The organism is Lysinibacillus sp. NPDC056185, from assembly GCF_047737915.1.
Classification (GTDB): domain Bacteria; phylum Bacillota; class Bacilli; order Bacillales_A; family Planococcaceae; genus Lysinibacillus.
On the sequence record NZ_JBLLLQ010000031.1, the window covers coordinates 21785 to 39188 of the forward strand.

A 17404-nucleotide genomic window follows, 5' to 3' on the forward strand; every position below is an offset into this window, starting at 1 on the left:
AGTAGGAATATCTTTTGCAATAAAGCCGCAAAGACTTTTTGTGTTAGGAATAAATGGTCTAAATCAGCTGTAATAAAAAAAGGGGCACATCGTAATTAGATGTGCTCCTTAAATAAATAGCGCCCATTATTTATTAAACATATCAAATAAACCGCCAATGCCACCTTCACCTTTAGATTGACCGCCACCGCCTTGAGAAATTGGTGCTGCAGCGAAGACGCGGCTTGCTAAACGGCTAAATGGTAATGATTGAATCCATACTTTACCCGGACCCTTTAAAGTAGCAAAGAAGATACCTTCACCGCCAAATAATGCAGTTTTTACGCCCTTGACCATCTCGATATCGTAATCTACATCAGATGTCATAGCAACTAAACAGCCTGTATCAACACGTAATACTTCACCGGGTGCTAGAGTCTTTTCGTGAATAGTGCCACCTGCATGTACAAAAGCCATGCCGTCTCCTTCAAGCTTTTGCATAATGAAGCCTTCACCACCAAAGAAGCCAACACCGATTTTTCTCTGGAATTCAACACCGATTGAAACTCCTTTAGCAGCAGCTAAAAATGCATCTTTTTGACAAATAATCTTTCCGTTCATTTGGCTTAAATCCATTGGAATAATCTTACCAGGGTATGGAGAAGCAAAATACACATGGCGTTTACCTGAACCAACGTTCGTAAATGTCGTCATAAATAAACTTTCACCTGTAATTAGACGTTTTCCAGCTCCAAATAATTTACCCATAAGACCACTTTCTAGGCTTCCTCTTGAACCATCGCCAAAGATCGTTTCCATATGGATAGAATCATCCATCATCATTAAAGCACCAGCTTCAGCTACTACTGTTTCTTGAGGGTCAAGCTCAACTTCCACATATTGCATATCGTCGCCATATAATTTGTAGTCAATTTCGTGATTATTCATAAAGGATTCCTCCAAAAAATATTTTGTTATTATATACGATTATAAGTTGTATTAGTTTCATCACATAATTAAATATCTTAGAAAAAAAGGGAATAAGATAGTAAATGTCGAATATAAAACACTAGAATAAGTATTTTTTATTTTCATTCAGCTGGAAATTTGTGATTGTTTTAACTTCTTTTAGTGAGTGTCAAACATCCTGCTAAAAGAAGTTAAAGCCTCCGGACGCAATTATGCCAAGGCATAATTGGTTGCTCACAAAAGATGACATCAATGTTCAGCTAAAGAAAATAAAGCCTCTGACAATTGTCACCGATGTTATTAATCCAAAAGGATGTTCTTTAGACATCTATATATTAAAAATTCGGAATTTTGACGCATCTATTTCTATATACTATAGAGTAATAGATGATATCTGTCTGAAAGCAATGCAATTGGTAACAATGAGGCAGAGGCACAATAGATAGTTCAGGGGGTGTATGTAGTGGAAATCAAAAACTATATCGGCGGTGAATGGGTAACACATTCGCATTTACAAAGTATAGTAGTGACCAACCCTGCTAATGGGGAGCAGCTAGCTACAATACCGCTATCTACTGCAAGTGAGGTAGATGAAGCGGTAGCGGTTGCAAAAAATGCACAAAAAATCTGGGCATTAGTACCTGCACCTAAACGTGCTGACTATTTATATGCCATCGGTCAGAAAATGAAAGAAAAGAAGGAACATTTGGCGACCGTTTTAACAAAAGAGATGGGGAAGGTTATTGAAGAAGCTAGAGGTGAAGTACAGGAAGGGATCGACATGGCCTATTATATGGCTGGTGAAGGGCGACGGTTATTTGGGGAGACAACACCGTCAGAGCTAGCTAATAAATTTGCCATGAGTGTACGGGCACCAATTGGCGTTGTAGGTTTAATAACTCCGTGGAATTTCCCTGTAGCTATTGCTACTTGGAAGTCATTCCCTGCAATAGTTGCTGGCAATACGTTCATTTGGAAGCCGTCTAATGAGACACCAATGATGGCTTATGAAATGGGCAAAATTTTTGAAGAGGTTGGCTTACCAGGTGGGGTAGCAAATATCGTCTTTGGTTCAGGGCCAACAGTTGGAACAGCATTGATTGAACACCCAGACGTCAAGGTCATCTCATTTACCGGCTCTACAACAACAGGCAGTAAGGTAGCAGAGCTAGGTGGTAAACACCTGAAGAAGATTTCATTAGAGATGGGCGGGAAAAATGCAGTCATAGTTATGGATGATGCCGATTTACAGTTAGCCACTGAAGGCATTTTATGGAGTGCATTTGGCACTGCTGGACAAAGATGTACAGCATGTAGTCGCGTGATTGTGCATAAAGATGTAAGAGAAGAACTAGAAAAACGTCTATTAGACGAAATGCAAAAGATAACAATTGGGGACGGCCTGGATGAAGGGGTAAAAATCGGACCTGTGATTAACAAAGCCGCGTTAGAAAAGATTAATCACTATGTGCAAATCGGCAAACAAGAAGGGGCTACGTTGTTAGCTGGGGGTAGAATTTTATCTGAGCCTCCTTATGATAAAGGGTTTTATTATGAGCCTACACTATTTACCAACGTAAAGCCTGACATGATTATTGCACAGGAAGAAATCTTTGGTCCGGTCGTTTCTTTAATTGAAGTAGCAAGTTTGGATGAAGCAATCGAAGTAAACAATGGCGTAAAATTTGGCTTATCCAGTTCAATTTTCTCACAAGATGTGAATACGATTTTCCGCGCACAACGAGATTTAGATACAGGTATTGTTTATGTGAATGCTGGCACAACAGGTGCTGAAATCCATTTACCATTTGGCGGCACAAAAGGCACGGGGAACGGTCACCGCGACTCGGGTGTAGCTGCCTTAGATGTCTATACAGAATGGAAAAGTATTTATGTAGACTATAGCGGTAAATTACAAAGAGCACAAATCGATACAGAATAACAGATCAATGAAAGGGGATGTTCTTGATGAAAGTTGTTGTATTAGGTGCAGGTTTAATGGGGAAAGAGGTAGCTCGTGATTTAATAAAAAATAGCAATGTGGAACGTGTATTTTTAGGGGATATTGACGTGAATTTAGCGCAGAACTTTGTGGACTCGCTAAATACAGATAAGATTGAGGTTGTAGAGCTTCATGCTGAGCGCGATGACTCGTTAATGGAGGTTATCTCAAAAGGCAATGTAGTCGTTAATGCATTATTCTATTCCTTTAATGAGCGTGTGGCAAGAGCGGCAATCGCGGCTGGTGTCCATTCCGTGGATTTAGGTGGTCATATTGGCGGTGTAACTGAAAAAATATTAGATCTTGACGAAGAGGCAAAAGCAAAAGGTGTAACCATTATTCCGGACTTGGGTGTTGCCCCAGGTATGGTCAACATTTTAGCGGGCTACGGTGCTTCGAAATTAGATGAGGTAGAATCTATTAAACTATTTGTAGGCGGTATTCCAACAGAGCCGAAGCCACCTCTTCACTATACGCGAGTATTTTCTCTAGATGGTGTCTTTGATCATTACACAGAGCCATCAAAAGTGATTCTAAAAGGTAAACTTCAAGAAGTTCCGTCGTTATCAGGCGTTGAACCTATTTATTTTAAAGATTTTGGTGTGCTTGAGGCATTTTATACATCTGGTGGTATATCGACGTTGGATAAGACATTCCCAAATGTCCAAACACTAGAATATAAAACGATTCGATATAAAGGACATGCTGAGAAGTTTAAGCTATTAGCAGATTTAGGATTCCTCGATGCTAGTAATAAGGTAGAGGTAGAAGATCAAGAAGTTTCTGTGCGCCCAGTTGTTCGTGAGGCACTTAAAAAGAAACTTGAGCTTGGTACAAAACCAGATGCAGTGCTGCTGCGCGTAATTGTAGCGGGTGAAAAAGCGCAACAACAAGTGACTTATGAGTTCGAAATGGTTGTGCGTAAAGATATGACGATTAATGAAACGGCTATGGCTCGGGCAACAGCAAATACAATTTCTGTCGTTGCTCAAATGATTGGGGAAAATAAAATTACAGAGCGCGGTGTATTTGCACCTGAATCAATTGTACCGGGCGATATTTATATTCAAGAGATGGCAAAACGTGGTGTTGTCATTAAGGAGACGTCTCACATATCTGCAATGATCGTGAAATGGTAGGTGCGTGGTCATGAATTTCGAATTTACCACCGAGCAGGAAATGTTACGTAAAACAGTACGACAGTTTGTGGATGCCGAGATTATTCCACATATTGCGAAGTGGGATGCAGAGGGTGGCTTCGATCCGAAGATTTGGTCAAGACTTGCTGAGCTTGGCTTAATGGGTGTTTGTGTACCAGAACAATACGGTGGCAGTGGGATGGATTACAATGCACTTGCCATCGTTTGTGAAGAGCTTGAACGTGGAGATACAGCGTTTCGCACAGCTGTATCCGTTCATACAGGCTTGAATAGCATGACTTTAATGCAATGGGGAACAGAGGCTCAAAAACAGCAATATCTTATACCACAGGCAAAAGGAGTTCGGATTGGGGCATTTGGTTTAACAGAGCCCGGAGCAGGGTCAGATGTAGCTGCAATGTCTACCACCGCTGTAAGGGATGGAGATTTTTACGTGTTAAATGGACAGAAAACATGGATTTCCTTATGTGATCTAGCTGACCATTTTATCGTTTTTGCCTACACTGATAAATCGAAAAAACATCATGGCATTAGTGCATTTATCGTAGAGCGTTCCATGGCGGGCTTTACATCGAAGGCCATTAAAGGTAAATACGGTATTCGTGCTGGTAATACGGGCGAGCTCTTTTTCGAAAATCTACGTATACCTGCAGAGAATCGCCTTGGAGAAGAGGGAGAAGGCTTTAAAATTGCCATGTCTGCGTTAGATAATGGTCGTTTTACAGTAGCGGCAGGTGCTGTCGGTCTTATTCAAGCGTGTCTCGAGGCGAGTGTGAAATACTGTCATGAACGCGAAACATTTGGTAAACCTATTGGCGAGCACCAGCTAGTAGGGCAAATGATTGCCAAAATGGAAGCGGGCTATCAAATGAGTCGCCTACTTGTATATCGTGTTGGAGAGTTGAAAAACAAAGGTGTACGCAATACGCGAGAGACATCATTAGCAAAGTGGCAAGCTTGTGATTTTGCCAATAAAGCTGCGGATGATGCTGTCCAAATCCATGGAGCATATGGTTATTCGGATGAATATCCGGTCGCTCGCTATTTACGTAACTCGAAAGCACCGGTTATTTATGAAGGTACGCGGGAGATTCATACGATTATGCAGGCTGACTATGTATTAGGAAAACGCCAAGATAAGTCATTGACAAAAATGTTACCAAAATGGCCGTTTGAAGAGTAGGCGTTTTATTAAGACTTTATTGATTGGTTCGAAGTTAATTAGACTTGTTTCTTCTAACTTCTTTCGGGGGTAGCACCTACAAATGTAAAATTCATAAAGAAAAGCCGATTTCCTAAACGTTAAAGGGATAATCGGCTTTTTACTGTTAAGTAGTCTGTAGTGGCCGCAGAGAGTCTAAATGATGCAGTTGCTTTCTAGTTAGGGATCCGAATTTCGGGTTCTTTTTTTATGTTAAAGAATGACTTTATGGTCTAATTGTGTCTTAGTGTTCAAATTATACAAGCAAATATTACTAAAAATAACATATTATGTTGCTTTATTCACATAATATGTTATTTTTAGATGGGCGATATAGTTCCAAATAATCAATATATTACCATTGTTTAATAATAGTACTATAGGAGGATTTGTTATGAAAAAGAAATTAAAACTCAATCAAGTGTTAATTGGAGTAAGTACAATGGCACTGTCGTTTGGAGCATTACAAGCGGAAGTATCAGCAGCAGAAAAAACGCCTTATAATGTATTACAAATGAAGCCTGTTGGCATAGATACTCCGAAAGATGAAATTGCACATTCTACAACGGCTGATGAAACATTATCATTTGAAAAACGTTTGGAAATTGGAGATTTTTCGGAACACCCAGCTCCAACAATAAAACTTGCTGAAACGAAGCAATTGCAGGAAAAGTACTCGATGGAAGAGCTTAATAGAATGAGCAATAGTGAGCTAATTGATACGCTAGGAAATATTCGCTGGTATCAAATTACAGACCTATTCCAATTCAATGATGAAACAAAAGCTTTTTATCAAAATAAAGAACGCATGCAAGTTATCATCAATGAGTTAGGGAAAAGAGGAAGTTCTTTTACGAAAGATGATTCAAAGGGTATTGAAACATTTGTTGAGCTATTGCGTTCTGCTTTTTATGTTGGATTTTATAATAAGGAACTAGGGTATTTAAATGAGAGAAGTTTCCATGATAAGTGTTTACCAGCATTAAAGGAAATGGCTAAAAATCCGAACTTTGAACTTGGTACAGATGAGCAAGATAAAGTAGTATCCGCCTATGGGAAATTAATAGGTAATGCTTCTAGTGATGCAGAAACAGTTCAGTATGCTGCGAAGATTTTAAAACAGTATAACGAAAATCTCTCTACATATGAAAGCGATTCTTTAAAAGGGCAAGCTATCTATGATTTAATACATGGAATTGATTATGACTTGCAGTCGTATTTGCATGAGACAGGTAAAGAAGCTAATACGACGATGTGGTATGGAAAGATTGATAGTTTCATCAATGAAGTGAATAAAATTGCTCTTATACATAATGTTACAGATAGCAATAGTTGGTTAATCAATAATGGCATTTATTATGCAGGGCGTTTAGGAGGATTCCATAGTAATCCGGATAAAGGTTTAGAAGTTGTTACACAAGCATTGCGTATGTATCCATATTTAAGTGAAGCTTATTTTGTGGCAGTAGAGCAACTTACTACAAATTATGGTGGAAAAGACTATAGTGGCAATACAGTAGATTTACAGAAAATGCGTGAAGAGGGAAAGAAGCAGTATTTACCGAAAACATATACTTTTGATAATGGATCGATTGTATTTAAGACGGGAGAAAACGTAACAGAAGACAAAATTCAAAGATTATACTGGGCTGCAAAAGAAGTAAAAGCACAATATCACCGTGTAATTGGGAATGATAAAGCATTAGAACCAGGTAATGCTGACGATGTATTAACAGTTGTAATTTATGACTCTCCAGATCAATATCGATTAAATCGTCAATTGTACGGGTATGAAACAAATAATGGTGGTATTTATATTGAAGAGAAGGGAACATTCTTTACATATGAACGTACGTCGGAACAAAGTATTTATAGTTTAGAAGAGTTGTTCCGCCATGAATTTACACATTATTTACAGGGAAGATACGAGGTTCCTGGTTTATTCGGAACAGGAGATATGTATCAAAATGAACGGCTTACATGGTTCCAGGAAGGAAATGCAGAATTCTTTGCAGGATCAACACGTACAAATGATGTAGTTCCACGTAATAGTATTATTAGTGGATTATCATATGAACCATCACAACGCTACACCGCTGAACAAACAATGTTTGCAAAATATGGATCGTGGGATTTTTATAATTATTCATTTGCACTGCAATCTTATATGTATAATCATCAATTTGATACATTTGTTAAGATTCAAGATTTAATTCGTGCGAACGATGTGAAAAATTATGATGCGTATCGCGACGTATTAAGCAAAGATCCACAACTGAATTCGGAATACCAAGCGTATATGCAGCAATTGATTGATAATCAAGAAAAATACGAGGTGCCACAAGTATCAGAAGATTATTTAGTGAAACATGAACCAAAAGCGTTAAATGAAGTAGTACAAGAAATTGCCGATGTTGCTAACGTAAAAGATGCAAAAATTACAAAACATAAGTCTCAGTTTTTTAATACATTTACAGTCGAAGGTACGTATGTAGGTAGTGAAGCAAAGGGTGAATCTAAAGACTGGAAAACGATGAGTGAACAAGTGAACCAAGTACTGGATCAACTATCGCAAAAAGAGTGGAGCGGCTATAAAACAGTGACAGCGTATTTTGTAAACTACCGTGTGAATGCAGCAAACCAGTTTGAATATGATATTGTTTTCCACGGCATTGCGACGGATGAAGGAGATCATCAAGCGCCTATTGTAAATATAAATGGTCCATATGCTGGAATCGAAAATGAAGAAATCCAGTTCAAGAGCGATGGTTCAAAAGATAAGGATGGAGAAATAGTTTCTTACCTTTGGGATTTTGGTGATGGAAAAACAAGTGAAGAGGCAAATCCTACTCATGTATTCGAAAAAGAAGGCACATATAATGTGACATTAACAGTGAAAAATGATAAGGGGATAGAAAGTAAGGATCATGCAATTGTAACTGTACTGAAAGGAGAACAAACAGAGAATAATCATCCAGAAGAAGCCAAGATAATTCCATTTAATACGCCCCTAAAAGGTAGTTTAATTGATGATAATGATACGGATGTATACACATTTGATGTTACGTCTCCGGAAGAAATAGATATTTCTGTCTTAAATGAAAATCAAATTGGAATGACATGGGTGCTTTATCATGAGTCAGATATGCAAAACTACGTATCATTTGGACAGGAAGATGGAAATAGTATAAAAGGTAAACTTACTGCAGAACCAGGAAAGTATTATTTATATATTTATAAATTTGATAATGAAAATGGGACATATACAGTAAATGTACAAAATGAAGCAAAAACAGATATAGAACCAAATAATAATCCAGAAGAAGCGGAAATGATTCCACTTAATATGCTCCTAAAAGGTAGTTTGATTGATGATGATCATACGGATGTATACACATTCGATGTTACGTCTCCAAAAGAAATAGATATTTCTGTCGTAAATGAAAATCAAATCGGAATGACATGGGTGCTTCTTCATGAGTCTGATATGCAAAATTACGCATCCTATGGGCAGGAAGATGGAAATGTTATAAAAGGTAAATTTACTGCGAAACCAGGAAAGTATTATTTATATATTTATAAATTTGATAATGAAAACGGGACATATACAGTAAATGTACAATAATTATATTTAATTAGTAGAGGTTGATCTAATCTCTATAATGCAAACCATAATCAAGTGTCAAACCATAAAAAAGAGCAACCGCTAACGTAGAATACATTTGCTGCTGCTCGTAATTATAAGCCGAGAGGGATTCACTTCCTCTCGTTTTTTTATTGAGAAAAAATTCGGAATAATGTAACTTTCCTATTCTTTGGTAGTCTAATTAATAAACGAAATTATGAAAGGTAGGTAAATTAATGAAAAAGAAGTGGGTAGCAATTTCACTCATCGCCGTACTAGCTATGTTGCCAGGAATTTTTATGCTGATGTCGACCCCAAAAGTAGAGGCGCAGACAGCGAGTGCGAGTATGACAACTCATAGCTGGCAAGTATCCTTTACTGAGGCACTAAAAGAAAACGCGATAGCGAATGTTTTCGTAACAAATAGCAAAAATCAAAAGGTAGCAGCGACGGTAACAATGGGGGAAGATAAAAAGACAATGATCGTAAGCGATTTAGTACCTGGAAGCTATAAATTACATGTGAAGAAAGAAGCGTTTGTACTAGATGGGCCTAAAACAACATCGCAAGTAATAGCATTTACCATCATTGAAAAGCTTGAAGCTGTAAAATCAGAACAAGAACTACAACAATATTTCGAAACACTTTTAGCTAACTCACAAAAAGAACTGAATGAGGCAACCGTAGAATTGGCAAAGAGCGATGACAAGGCGAGTGCAGACAAATCCTCTACAACGAATAATCAAGTCGAAGGAGTGGAGGAAGGCGATATAGTTGTTGTCAAAGATGGCTTTATTTATGCTGTAAAAGATCAGGGCATTACTGTAGTGAATGCTAAAGATCCGAAAAATTTAAAGTTAGCAACAACAATCAAGCTGAAGGAGTCACAATATATTTCGAAGCTAGCATTATATGAAAATTTATTAATAGTGATTGGGGATGAATATTTAGAAAAAGTAGGCTCAAGCATGTCGACAGCTACTTTGTATGATATTTCAAACCCAAAGAATCCGAAGCTCATACGTGAAGTGGGGCAAGAGGGGTATTTACAAGATATTCGAATTACAAATGACACATTATATTTAATCGGTAATATGTATCCGAATTATTGGATGCTTAGAGAGCAAAAAACGCCGGATTTAAAACCGAAAACATTTGATAGTGTAGAAGGAAATGAGTACAAAAGTTTACCCCTAGAGAAAATTTCTATTTTACCAAATACAATGGATGGAACATATAGCTTAATTACAACTGTGGATTTAAAAAATGGTGCAAAGACAACTGCGAACACTAAGGGATACTTAGGAGGTAGTAGCGGGCTTTATATGTCGGAGAATGCACTTTATTTAACAACACCAATTTATGATGGAAATCCAGTACCTGCTACTGGTCGCATGATGGATATGATCTGGATGCCAAGAACAACTAATACACAAGTTTTTAAATGGAATGTTGATGGAACTGCCATGAATTTTGTGGGTACAACGGAAGTAAAAGGCTCAGTGTTAAATCAATACTCAATGGATGAGTATGAAGGCAATTTTCGTATCGTTACAACTGAAGGAAATGCGTGGGATGAACAAAAAATATCACGAAACCACCTATTTATTTTCGATAAAAATTTACAAGAGCTCGGTGCAGTAAAAGATTTAGCTCCTGGTGAAAAAGTGTATTCTGCACGCTTTATGGGCGAAAAAGCATATGTAGTAACATTTAAGCAAGTGGATCCGCTGTTTGTTATTGATGTCGCAAATCCAAAAAAGCCAACTGTGCTAGGTGAGCTAAAGATTCCAGGCTTTAGTAACTATTTGCATCCACTAGACGATACACATTTAATCGGCATCGGCTATGACACCGAGCAACGCTATGATGCATATTCGAAGCGTAATTTTACGGTCACAACTAATATGAAAATGTCATTGTTTGATGTTTCAGATTTCAAAAATCCAAAGGAACAATCAACAGTAAAAATCGGTGGAGAAGGCTCGTACTCCGAAGTCCAATACAATCCTAAAGCGCTATTCCGCAATAAAGAATACAATTACTTCGGTTTCCCAGTTGTCCTGTACGATGCAGGGAAGGGCGATGAAATCGTCTACAAAGGTCAAGGTGCACAAATCTATGAAATCACTTCAGATAAAGGAATCGTCCTAAAAGGAAATATTGTTAATAAAAGCACTGGCGATCAGTACGAAAATTGGGAACAACGTGTACAAAGAGTAGTCTATATAGACGACGCTCTTTATACAGTAGCGAACAATGAAGTGAAGAGCTATCAGCTAACAGACTTCAAACCACTTGATACATTAACGATAAAATAAAAAGAAAGTCCAATAAACTCAAGGTGGAGTTTATTGGACTTTTCGCGTTGTTGAAAAACTATTATGTAGGTGTCTTACAAAACAAAGTTCATCTGCACAGCGAGGGGCTGATTTCGTTCCTGCTAGGTGAGCCGCTTCACTTTACTGTAGGGTCTCGTCTGTGGCGCTGAAGAGAAACTGGAATTGTTCCGATAAAACGAGAAAATATTCCGATAAAAGTTAAAATTGTTCCGATAAAATGAGATTTTGTTCCGATAAATCTTCAAAGTATTCATGTAAAAATGAATTCATCACAATAACGTATGGTGCTTACTCACATGACAAACGTTTTTAATAAAATATCACCCAACTTTTGAGTTTTATCTACTAACTTTCGCGTTTTATCTACTAACTTTTGAGTTTTAACTACTAACTTTCGCATTTTATCTACTAACTTTTACTTTTTATCGACATCCACCGTTCAAAGAGCAAAAAGGATTCATACACAAAACTGTGTGTAAATCCTTTTACTTTATTATGTCGCCTAGCCTCCACTGCGATTCAACTTATCCGCATGACATACGTTATAACAAAATGACACCCAACTTTTTAGTTTATCACCCAACTTTTGAGTTTTATCTACTAACTTTCGCATTTTATCTACTAACTTTTACTTTTTATCGACATCTACCGCCTGAAGAAGCGGCAGCAACAATGTTTAATATCTGTGCGAAAGCGAAGCGGCAGCAACAATGCTTTATATCTGTGCGAAAGCGAAGCGACAGCAACAATGGCGGAGGAAGCGGCTCGCGCTCAACCTCTCATTATGCCGAAGTTCATTGATGTAATAAGTTTTTCAACAAAAGAAAGTCCAATAAACTCAAGGTCTATTGGACTTTTTCTTATTTTTGACGATATGGAAGAATTTCTGATACTGTCACGAATTCATAGCCTTGCCCTTGTAAATAAGCAAGCACGGAATCAAGACCATCGGCAGTCGATTGATGAATATCATGCATTAAGACAATGGCGTTATTGTGTAAATTATTTTTGACATTAGGTAGTAACTGTTGCGCATTGCGATACTTCCAATCTAATGTATCGATCGACCATAAAACAACAGGAATTGGAATTTGAGCGTTAATTGTATCGTTTGTTGCTCCATACGGTGGTCTAAATACAGTTGGCTTTTGATTAATAGCCTTTTCAATTTCCGCAACTGTAGATGTGTATTGATTTACTGCCGACTCTAGTGACAGTTTTGTTAATACAGGATGGTTCCATGAATGATTACCTATTTCATGTCCTCTTGCAAGAACGTCTCTAGCGATATCAGGATAATATTGTACACGGCTACCAAGCATAAAGAAGGTAGCTTTGGCATGATATTTATCGAGCGTATCTAAAATCTGTTCTGTTACCTTTGGATGTGGGCCATCATCAAAAGTTAAGGCAATACGCTTTTTGTTTGGATCTCCTGTATTAGTTGGCTTTACCGGCTTTTCCATAGCAATCTGGAAATCAGAAGCTAACAACGGATTGATAAGTGATAAAGGGAGCTTCACAATTGGAGAACCAGCTGCCCCGCTAGCAATCTCATACTCATCAAAATAGAATTGTATCGAATCATTAACGATAGCAAAGCGATTAAAGTTAGACCACTTTGGTTCAGTTGACTTTACTAAATCCTCCTTGAAAAGCTCATCCTTTAACTTGAGATTTTGTTGTAAGTCGTTACGTACATGAGTAGCTAAGGCTGATAAGTTGTTTTTATCGTTGTTCAACAATGTTTTAATGGAGATTAGTTCACCAGTTTCATGATTGATGAAGAATGTTTTTGTTGAAACTTCTGGGTTGGCACCACCTGTATACAACATTTTTGTTAGCACAAAGGAATAGTAATGCTTTTGATATGGGAAAGTCTCAAAACTAATATTAAGCTCACCCATTACCTCTTTATCTTTATTTTCTTTCATAGATGACAGATAGTTTTCTTTTGAATCCGTTATGTACTGTAATACAGCATCATTAAAAGCTTTATTATCTGTTTCTGGATAGTGAATAGCAAAAGGAGTTCGCTTATCATTAGAGACATCTGTTACAATACGTATGCCTGGAAACGCAGAGCTATCTGTGGATAGGTTACTCTTTATTGAATCTGAAGTTTTCTCCTCTTTAGAGGCACTAATTTTTTGAAACTTAAAGTCATCCTTTGATAGGATAATGACTAAAATAATAGTTGTTAATGTAATGATGAGGCCAATTAATAGGAAATCAATCATTGGGCCGCGTTTTTTTCTGCGTTCCGGCATTTTGGTGGATACGCTCCTTTCCTTATTTAATTTTCTATACTGCTTATAAAATCAGACGTGTTAGTCTTTGAAAAAGTTATACGAATCTATAAAGTTTTGCTATCAATTTATGGGAAACCCATCTTCATAAATAAATTACTCAATAGCTTACCATTTTCAGCATATGAAAGCCAAAGTACTTTGGTTAAAAGTTAAAAAATTTTTTAGTTGAGTTTTTATTTGCAGTTCGATACTATTGGCAAGGAACCTTTTAAAGGAGGCAGATAACTGTAATGGTTTTACATGAAGTGGATAATGAATTTACGATTGACTGCTTATTGCTTGCAGGTCGAATTATGATTGAAAGTGGTGCAGAAACATACCGTGTGGAGGATACAATGCTACGCATGGCACATTCTCAAAATATGCTAGATGCACAATGTTATGCTACACCTACAGGGATCATCTTTTCGTTAGGCAAGACACAGCCGACGAGAATTACATCAATTTCCAACAGGATGACAGATTTGCAAAAAATAGCCTTGGTAAATTCAGTATCTCGGAGACTCACATCTCACATGATAACATTAGAAGAAGCTTATGACGAGCTAAAGTCGATACAAAAAACAAATTATTTTTTACCAACATATATTCAAGTCATATCAGCTGCTCTTGCGAGTGGTTGTTTCCTTATAATGTTTAAGGGAGGATGGTCCGATTTCCTTTTTGCCTGTTTAGCAGGGGGGTTAGGCTTCCTAGTGCTTTTATTGATAAATGATTTAACAAAAGTAAAATTTTTCGCAGAATTTACAGCTTCATTAGTAGTAGGGTCTATTGCTGTCTTTTCAGTGAAATATGGCCATGGTACGGAAATAGATAAAATTGTTATTAGCTCCGTTATGCCACTAGTACCGGGTATTTTGATTACGAATGCAGTTCGGGATTTAATAGCAGGTCATTTTATGTCGGGGATGGCGAAGGGCGTAGAGGCCTTTTTAACAGCTTTTGCAATCGGTGCAGCTATTGCCGTCACTCTATCGTTTTAGGAGGGCAGATGACATGGACTATATCATACAGTTGATACTTAGTTTTTTTGCGACTGCAGGGATCGCAATTATTTTTAATGTACCTAGAAGAAATCTAGTTTATTGTGGTTTTGTTGGGGTAGTAGGCTGGATGATTTACTTCATCCTAACAGAGCATGGCATGGATATAGTATATGCCTCATTCTTTAGTTCTTTCATAATTGCTATCGTTTCCCATTTATATGCTCGGCGCTTCAAAATGCCAATGATTATTTTTATTGTCGGTGGTATTATCCCGTTAGTTCCGGGAGGTATGGCTTATAATGCAATGAGAAATATTGTAGAGGATGATTATATACAAGGGCTACAGTATGGATTAAAGGCATTTTTAATTACAGGTGCCATCGTTATAGGACTTGTATTTGCAGAGGTACTAATACAGCTTATTTTCCGTTCTGTACGTACTAGTAAAGCGACATTCAAAAAGGTCTATAAGAAATAAGGTTCTACATCAAATGTAGGAATGAGCACGGCGGATAGAACAAATATAAAAAAGGAGGTTACGTCTTAAACGTAGCCTCCTTTTTCAAATTAACTATTTACCAAGTATGCTTCAATTTCCTCTGCATGAACCGGTTTACTAATATAGTAACCTTGAATAGCATCACAGCCATAAGAAGTTAAAAGATCTGCTTGTTCAGCCGTTTCGACACCTTCTGCGACAACTTTAAGTTCCATAGATTTTCCGAGCTGCACCATACCATGCATTAGCTTTTGGGTTTTCTCAGATTTTAATAAAGAACTTGTAAATGTTTTATCGATTTTCAATGTATCTATTGGTAGAATCTGCATATATCTAAATGAACCATATCCGGTACCGAAATCATCTAGTATAAAGGCAATACCTTCATTTTCAAGCTTACGCATTTGCTGTGTGATAAAGGTAGCAGCTTCTGCTTCTAACGCAAATTTCTCAGTAATTTCGATTTGAATAAGGCTTGCAGGACAGCCGGTTTTTGCCAAAGTTCCAAGGATTGACTTTGCCATGTTTTTATCACGGAATTCGCGTACAGAAGAGTTAATGGATACTTTTAAATCAAGACCAGCTTTTTTCCAGATTAGTGCCTGTTCACAAGCTTTTTCTAGCATATAGGAACCGATATTATTAATAAGACCAGTTTCCTCAGCAATTGGGATTAGCTCATCTGGTGAGACAACGCCTATTACTTCATCTTCCCAACGAACTAGTGCTTCTACAGCTGTGATTTTACCTGTATTAACATCAATTTGCGGCTGATAGAGAACTTTTAGGTTTTTTTGGTCAAGAGCTTGAAGTAAACGTTTTTCAATTAAAGCTTTACGATTTAATGCTTTATGTGTTGCTTTGGATAGTGAGACGACTTTATCGCCACCTGCTTCACGTACAGTTGTAATAGTAGCAATGGATGCCTTCATTAGTTGGGAGAATGTAGTTTGATCCTCTGGATAACGTGTAATTCCGCCACTAATAGAAATAGGGACAGCAACATTACTGTTATAAATTGGATGTTGTTGTAAGTAAGACAAGAAGCCTTGAATAAACCATTCACTTAATGGTGTAATCACGACAAAATCATTTTCGTTAATACGTGCCATTGTGCTATCTTGGAAGTACATTTTTATACGATTTGTAAACTCTACAATAAGACTTTGACCGATTTGCTGATCATGTAACTCTTTTAATGTATAAAATTTATCAATACTTAAATAGACAAAAGAAAAGTTTCTTTCATCCTCAATCATATTAGAAATCACTTTTTCGAGTCGATGCGCATTCATCAGACCTGTTTCTGTATCAATATAAGCGATTTTTTCAAGCTGATGTTGTATTGTCTTGGACTTCGTGATATCTTTTTCAATTAAAAAAAATTGTTGCTCATTCGTTTCAATATTAAATGTTGGGATAGCCGTTAGTAGCACCCAATAAGATTGACCTGCTTTTGTAACTTTTTCGACTTCACCTTGCCACGTTTGGCCATTGTTTAAATTCCGCCAGATCGTATTTGTGATCTTTTCACTTTCTTTATTTTCAGGGAATAGCTGCCAAAATGTTTTGCCAATCACGCGTTTTGGTGTCCATTGACTCGTTTTTAGAAATTCATTATTACATTCTAAAATGAACCCATCATGATCAAGTGTTACTGTCATAAATGTCGAGTCTAATCCCTGTTTTAAGTCTACGAGAGTGCTGCTACTTGAGACAGAATTAATCATTAACTCTGGTAGCATGAACATCATAAGAACGAAATGCTCTCCTTGTTCAGTAAATGGTTTAGCTAGTAGCGCTGTTGTAATTTCTTCATTTGTATACGTTTTTAATTGAATTTGATTAATATACGTGCTGTCATTATTCTGCAAAATGGCTTGAAAGGTTTCTAATGAAAGCTGACGTAGTAAATTTTCATGAATGAATGAAGTAGTATGTTCTTTAATAGTAGTAACTGAAAAATCAAATAGCTGTTCAGCAAGCTCTCCCAAATTTATAACTTGTCCATCTTGATTCATGACAATAGCAGGAAAAGGAAGTGAATTTAAATAATGTTCATCGATCGTAAATGATTTATGCATATGACTCATGATTATTCGATCTCCTTGAGTAATCTATATATACTATTATTATAGTTAATTATCGGGAATTAGTCATTATGAATATGATTGTAAATATTTGATAATAAAAAAAATAGGGACTTTTTTAACGAAAAACATGGAAAGATTTGAAGAAAAATAACATTTTTTAGTATATATATAGGAAGCTAGAAGTGTATGAAACGGATAAAAAATAGTAATTATTGTCTTGGTTGCGATTTTATGGG

The 17404-nt window shown here is 37.0% G+C and carries 9 protein-coding genes and 2 pseudogenes; 8 read left to right on the forward strand and 3 right to left on the reverse strand.

The genetic code is table 11. The features are described from left to right. Window positions 1-126: 126 nt before the first annotated feature. Entirely contained in the window at window positions 127-927 is an 801-nt protein-coding gene (locus tag ACMZ42_RS22215) for a TIGR00266 family protein (protein WP_370082408.1), read from the reverse strand. 484 nt (window positions 928-1411) lie between these two features. Between ACMZ42_RS22215 and ACMZ42_RS22220 the strand changes: the two genes are divergently transcribed. From ACMZ42_RS22220 to ACMZ42_RS22245, 6 genes and pseudogenes are all read left to right on the forward strand, one after another. Then, window positions 1412-2890 (forward strand): aldehyde dehydrogenase family protein, encoded by a 1479-nt coding sequence (locus tag ACMZ42_RS22220; RefSeq protein WP_415732804.1) that lies wholly within the window; start codon window positions 1412-1414, stop codon window positions 2888-2890. A 26-nt stretch (window positions 2891-2916) separates the two neighbouring features. Further along, entirely contained in the window at window positions 2917-4089 is a 1173-nt protein-coding gene (locus ACMZ42_RS22225) for a saccharopine dehydrogenase family protein (RefSeq protein WP_370082404.1), read from the forward strand. 10 nt (window positions 4090-4099) lie between these two features. Further along, window positions 4100-5293: an acyl-CoA dehydrogenase family protein gene (locus ACMZ42_RS22230; RefSeq protein ID WP_370082402.1), complete on the forward strand. Its 1194-nt coding sequence runs from the start codon at window positions 4100-4102 to the stop codon at window positions 5291-5293. Between the two features lie 412 nt (window positions 5294-5705). Further along, window positions 5706-8591 (forward strand): annotated as a pseudogene (locus ACMZ42_RS22235) (collagenase); the annotation flags it as partial. A gap of 12 nt (window positions 8592-8603) precedes the next feature. Then, window positions 8604-8936 (forward strand): annotated as a pseudogene (locus ACMZ42_RS22240) (PPC domain-containing protein); the annotation flags it as partial. Between the two features lie 236 nt (window positions 8937-9172). Then, entirely contained in the window at window positions 9173-11257 is a 2085-nt protein-coding gene (locus ACMZ42_RS22245) for a beta-propeller domain-containing protein (protein ID WP_415732805.1), read from the forward strand. 881 nt (window positions 11258-12138) lie between these two features. Here the strand turns inward: ACMZ42_RS22245 and ACMZ42_RS22250 are convergent. After that, window positions 12139-13548, reverse strand: a complete 1410-nt coding sequence (locus ACMZ42_RS22250; RefSeq protein ID WP_415732806.1) for a polysaccharide deacetylase family protein — start codon at window positions 13546-13548, stop codon at window positions 12139-12141. Window positions 13549-13820: 272 nt separating this feature from the next. On the opposite strand from ACMZ42_RS22250, the gene ACMZ42_RS22255 reads away from it, so the two are divergent. Beyond that, the gene (locus tag ACMZ42_RS22255; RefSeq protein WP_415732807.1) at window positions 13821-14573 is read left to right on the forward strand and encodes a threonine/serine exporter family protein; all 753 of its coding nucleotides are present in this window, start codon (window positions 13821-13823) and stop codon (window positions 14571-14573) included. 13 nt (window positions 14574-14586) lie between these two features. Continuing rightward, the gene (locus tag ACMZ42_RS22260; protein WP_370082392.1) at window positions 14587-15054 is read left to right on the forward strand and encodes a threonine/serine exporter family protein; all 468 of its coding nucleotides are present in this window, start codon (window positions 14587-14589) and stop codon (window positions 15052-15054) included. 89 nt (window positions 15055-15143) lie between these two features. Here ACMZ42_RS22260 and ACMZ42_RS22265 read toward each other — a convergent pair whose 3' ends face one another. Continuing rightward, on the reverse strand, window positions 15144-17168 hold the full coding sequence (locus ACMZ42_RS22265) for an EAL domain-containing protein (RefSeq protein WP_415732808.1): 2025 nt from the start codon (window positions 17166-17168) through the stop codon (window positions 15144-15146). Between the last annotated feature and the right edge of the window lie 236 nt (window positions 17169-17404).